Raw genomic sequence first — 4,705 nt, forward strand, 5'->3', positions numbered from 1 at the left:
GGCTCAGGTTGTTCAGTGGGCGTCCAAAGTAATCGATTTTTCATCTGAATTAACGCCTGTGCAGTACGCGGCCAAGCAAGCGTTAGGCAAACCTGACGTGTTGCCTGCCGGCGGCCAGAGCCCTAACGCCTGGGTGCCTGACAAACCGAAGCGTAAGGAATTCATCAAGCTCGGCTTCGCAAATCCTACCAGCATCCGCCAGATCGCTATTGCCGAATCGCATAACCCCAGCGCCATTTACAGGGTGCTTGCTTATGATGAAGCCGGACGTGAGTATGTGATCAATACCCTCAACCCGCAGGCAGTACCCCTGAAAGGCAGAATGCTCAATCTTTTTATGGAGCCCACGCCCTACAAAGTGGCCGCGGTGAAAATAGAGTTTGATGGCGCCGCATTGCCCGACTATTTCGGCATCGATGCTGTGGCCATTGCCGAATCAGGTTACCCCATTATTGCAGACATTCCTAAAATGCAGATGCTGGCTTCGGGCATCGTGATCGAAGCGCTCGACAAGAACGTGAACAGCGAATATGCCGAGCTCAATCCCCTGCTTTCGCCCGACGGAAAAACACTCTACTTCAGCCGCAAGAACCACCCCGGAAACGTGGGCGGTGTGAACGATAAAGAAGACATCTGGTATTCGGAGCTCGACTCAACAGGCCACTGGTCGCTGGCCAAGAACATGGGCGAGAAATTCAACAACGCAGATCCTAACTTCATCAACGCCATCCAGTCAGTAACCCCTGACGGCCGCACCGCCGTGATGCTGCTCGGTAACAAATACGGAGCGAACGGCAAAGTGCTCAGCGGTATCTCCCTGAGCTCGAACGTGGGCGGAAGCTGGTCTTCGCCGGTAGCGCTGAAGATCAAGAACGACTACAACTTCAACGAAAAAGCCAACTACTTCCTCACCAACAATCGCCAAACCCTGATCATGTCTGTAGAGCGTGAAGATTCACAAGGCGACCGCGACCTCTACGTGTCATTCATGCAACCCGACAGCCTCTGGACAGAGCCCCTGAACCTCGGCGATGTGGTTAACACCGCCAGTGAAGAATCAGCTCCTTTCCTGGCCTCGGATGACAAAACGTTGTACTTCTCCTCAAAAGGTTTTAGCGGATACGGCGCCAGCGACATCTATGTATCGCGCCGTTTAGACGATACCTGGACCAACTGGTCGGAGCCTGAGAACCTCGGACCTGAGATCAACTCTCCCCTCGAAGATCTCTTCTTCAACATTCCCGCTGCCAGCGAATACGCATACTACTCGAGGGGTGTTACCGAATCGAATACCGACATCTTCCGCATCAAGCTGCCCATCACGAAAGGACCTGAACAATGGGTTACTGTGAAAGGAAAGATCATCGACGCCACCACGGGTAAGGCTATGGGCGCGAAGATCGTCTATGAAAGACTTACCGACGGAAAAGAGCTCGGTGTGGCGCAGACCAATCCTCAAACCGGTGAATACGAGATCAGGCTACCGGCAGGCGCCATTTACGGTATCCGCGCAGAAGCAAAAGACAAGATCTCCGAAAGCCAGAACCTCGACCTGAGAAACATCACGGCCGAAAAGGTGATCGAACATGAAGACTTCAAGCTCGATCCTGTGAAGGCCGAGGCGATCGCCAAAGCGGAGACGGTTCAGGTTGATCCCATCAAGGTTGCCCCCGTGGAAGAGAAGGTTACCATCGTGCTTAACAACGTGTTCTTCGGCTTCAAGATGGAGGAGCTATATCCCGAATCTTTCCCCGAGCTCAACCGCATTGTTGCGCTCATGAACGAAAAGCCCGGCATGCAGATCGAGATCGTTGGTCACACCGATAACACCGGACCCGCCAATTATAACCTGGGCCTCTCCGAGCGTCGTGCGAAATCGGTAGTGAAATACCTGGTTGATAAAAATATTGACAGCAAGCGGATCACCGTTCGGTTCTTTGGAGAAAGCAAACCCATTGACACCAATGGCACGAAGGAAGGTCGCAGAAAGAACCGGAGGGTGGAATTCAAAATTGTGAAACTGTAAATTTATGATCATGACAATCCGAGTTCTCAGGTCAGCCGTACTGTTCGCCGTTTTCCCGGTTACACTTTTTGCCCAGGCGCCAGACAGCCTGGTGGTGGCAGAAGGTAAAGTGATCAACGCCGCCACACGCGAGCCCATTTCAGCACGCATCGTTTATTCGAGCCTTCCTTATGGCAACAGGGTCGGCGTCATCAACAACAGCGCATATTCCTTCCCCATGTTCGACGGCGAAAAATATTCCATCACCGTTGAAGCCCAGGGTTTCGCTCCCGCCAAATACATGCTCGATCCGGCGGAAGCCAACGCAGAAAAGAAGGTGATCAAAGACATCGAGCTGTCAAACGGCACCGCGCCCAGGGCCAGCAACCACGCTGTGGGCCACGTGATGCGCCTCAACAACCTGATCTTCGAGGTAGGTAATTCGAAGATCGATCCCGAGTCGTACAGCGAGCTTGACCTGGTGGTGGATATGATGAAAGACAATCCGTCTATGGTGATCCAGCTGGAAGGCCATACCGACTATGTTGGCATAGCCGCCGATAACCTCAAGCTGTCGCAGCGCAGGGTAGAATCTGTGAGAAGTTATCTCGGCAGCAAGGGCGTGAACAGAAACCGCATCAAGACCAAAGCCTTTGGTGGCACCCAACCCCTCTCACACGACGACACGCCCGAAGCCCACAGGTTGAACCGGAGGGTGGAGGTGAGGATATTGCAGAACTAGAATTAGTTGACAGTTGACAAACGCCCGATGGTCATCGGGCGCAATTGACAACGTTCGGAGTAAATTCAAGGAAACTGTTTGCTGAATCTGAAATCGAAGTCTGATCGGGTTATCATTCTCTGCGTATTGTCAATTGCCCTTTTGTCAATTGTCAATTAGACGCCATCGCTAACGCACTGTCTCTCCGCATCATCTGGATTCTGCGGATGCAGCTCTCTTTCTTCGCGGCGTCGAGCTTGCTTTCCCTTACCGACAACAGGAGGATCCTGGATAATTCTTCGATGCGTGGCGAGCGGTATTTTTCGATGGCTTTATCGAGGTGGGCTATTGAAGACTCCAGCGCGCCGTTGTTGAGCGCTTCCACCGCCAGGTTATAGTGCAGCAATCCCTGGAGCTCATCGAGGTCTATGGCGTTGTATAGCTTCACATCAAACTGGTAATAGGTCTTGTCGTTCCTGGCCTGCACTACCGTATTCTGCTTGTAACCATCTATACGTTTTACGATCTCGCGGTCGTCAGCCACAAAACCTTTCAGGGGGTCCGTTGCTTCGAAAAGGATCTTGCCTTCGCTGGTCTCCGCCAGCAAAAAAATGTGGTAGTTGGTTTCAATGATGGTGTAGCGGAACCCGAGCTCCTCCAGCATCAGCGCGTATAAGGCAGTGCCCGTAAGGCAATTGTAAGTGCCGTTGCTGAACAGCTCGTTGAACGTAGCGTATTCTTTGTATTGCTTCAGGAACTTGTTGTGGGTTCTGGAAAAGACGTGGCCGAGAAAAGCTTTTTCATCTTTGAACGAAGCGCTTTTGGCCTTGAAACGTGCGATGCTTTTTTCTACGGCGTCGTAAGAGACCTGGCTATTGTCTGCGGTGCGTCCGTAGGCGGCGAAGTAGTACCGGATCTTTGAAGCGGGATCATCGAAAGCCATAACATGCTGGCCCATCGCCAGGATCCCCAAAAAAACTATCGCCCCAATCGATCTCATGTTACGCCAATGTTAACAAATCGTTACTAATGTTAATATACGGATAATATTAACATCGTGTGCACTGACTTGGCCCTGCAAATCAATGGCTGTAAGATTTTGCCTATCTTTAAATAATATGGCTGTCGTTATAGAAAAACCGGGCCACCAGCTGGAAACCGCCTTCCTGGCCTTAAAACAGACTTTTCCCACTGTAAAAGCCGCGCCCCTCAACGACCGGAAGAAGAGGCTTGAAAAACTGCGTCATTGGATCCACAGCAACCGTCCCCGCATCCACGAAGCCATGCACAACGATTTCAGGAAAGCTGCCGTGGAGGTTGACGCCATCGAGCTCTTTCATGTGCTCAATGAGATCAAGGTTGCGCTCAATAATGTAGACGACTGGGTGAAGCCGAAGAAGATAGATGCCCCCATTACCATGCTGGGCACACGGTCGTTCATCCAGTATGAGCCCCGTGGCGTGTGCCTCATCATCGCGCCATGGAACTATCCGTTCAGCCTGGCGATCGGTCCGCTGGTTTCGGCGCTCGCAGCGGGCAACACGGTGATGCTGAAACCCTCCGAGCTTACACCCCACGTTTCGGCCCTGATCAATGAGATGGCCAGCGAAATTTTTGACGATGGCACGGTGAAAGTTGCAGAGGGCGGTCCTGAAGTATCGCAGCACCTGCTGAACCTGCCTTTTGATCATATCTTTTTTACGGGAAGTCCCGCCATAGGCAAGCTAGTGATGAAAGCTGCGGCCGAAAACCTCGCTTCGGTAACCCTGGAGCTTGGGGGCAAATCACCCACCATCATCACCCATTCGGCCAACATCAAGGAGGCAGCCCAGCGAAGCGCGGTAGCCAAGTTTGTGAACAACGGGCAAACCTGTGTAGCCCCGGATTATGTTCTGGCCGACGAAAAAATTGCAGGCAAACTGGTGGAGGAGCTCATCGCGCAGACCCGGAAGCTGTTTTCAATAAATGGAGACCTTGAA

Annotated in this window: 4 protein-coding genes; 3 read left to right on the plus strand and 1 reads right to left on the minus strand. The window is 52.2% G+C overall.

The window, feature by feature from the left end; genetic code table 11:
* A partial coding sequence (locus tag KK083_RS32205) for an OmpA family protein (RefSeq protein ID WP_254170276.1) occupies positions 1–2,026 on the plus strand: 2,026 nt, incomplete at its 5' end.
* A 10-nt stretch (positions 2,027–2,036) separates the two neighbouring features.
* Complete coding sequence (locus tag KK083_RS32210; RefSeq protein ID WP_254170277.1) at positions 2,037–2,747, plus strand: OmpA family protein; 711 nt, start codon at positions 2,037–2,039, stop codon at positions 2,745–2,747.
* A 151-nt stretch (positions 2,748–2,898) separates the two neighbouring features.
* Here KK083_RS32210 and KK083_RS32215 read toward each other — a convergent pair whose 3' ends face one another.
* Positions 2,899–3,726 (minus strand): hypothetical protein, encoded by an 828-nt coding sequence (locus KK083_RS32215; protein ID WP_254170278.1) that lies wholly within the window; start codon positions 3,724–3,726, stop codon positions 2,899–2,901.
* A gap of 118 nt (positions 3,727–3,844) precedes the next feature.
* Here KK083_RS32215 and KK083_RS32220 point away from each other — a divergent pair.
* The coding region (locus tag KK083_RS32220) for an aldehyde dehydrogenase family protein (protein ID WP_254170279.1) at positions 3,845–4,705 on the plus strand (861 nt) is incomplete at its 3' end.

This window comes from Chryseosolibacter histidinae (genome assembly GCF_018598225.1).
GTDB lineage: Bacteria > Bacteroidota > Bacteroidia > Cytophagales > Cyclobacteriaceae > Chryseosolibacter > Chryseosolibacter histidini.

What these genes read in the sequence shown, in the direction of transcription:
- KK083_RS32210 (WP_254170277.1), top strand. Translation starts at nt 2,037, where the DNA reads ATGACAATCCGAGTTCTCAGGTCAGCCGTACTGTTCGCCGTTTTCCCG.
- KK083_RS32215 (WP_254170278.1), bottom strand. Translation starts at nt 3,726, where the DNA reads ATGAGATCGATTGGGGCGATAGTTTTTTTGGGGATCCTGGCGATGGGC.